Annotated in this window: 1 protein-coding gene; it reads right to left on the reverse strand. The window is 64.0% G+C overall.

Annotated features, from left to right (window positions below):
* Positions 1-7 precede the first annotated feature (7 nt).
* On the reverse strand, positions 8-267 hold a 260-nt coding region (locus tag AC1Q80_RS30930), incomplete at its 5' end, for a beta-barrel domain-containing protein (protein WP_492362956.1).

Consider the following 267-nt stretch of genomic DNA (forward strand, 5'->3'; position numbering starts at 1 on the left):
CGCCCCCTCACTCCTCGCGGAAGGCTCTGAGCATCTGGTCGGTGAAGGGTTTTGTGAGGTACGAGATCGCGGTTCTCTCGTCGGTCTGGACGAAGACTTCGACGGGCATTCCGGGCATGAGCTTGCGGCCGCCGAGCTTGGCGAGCGGTTCGGTGATCTCGACGGTTGCGAGATAGAAGGGTTGTCCGGTGTTGCGGTCGAGCGTGGTGGCGGCGGCAATGACGTCGACGCGGCCGACGAGTTCGGGGGTCGTTCGCTGGTTGAAGG

It is taken from the genome of Ensifer sp. GW823-FHT05D09 (assembly GCF_058795755.1).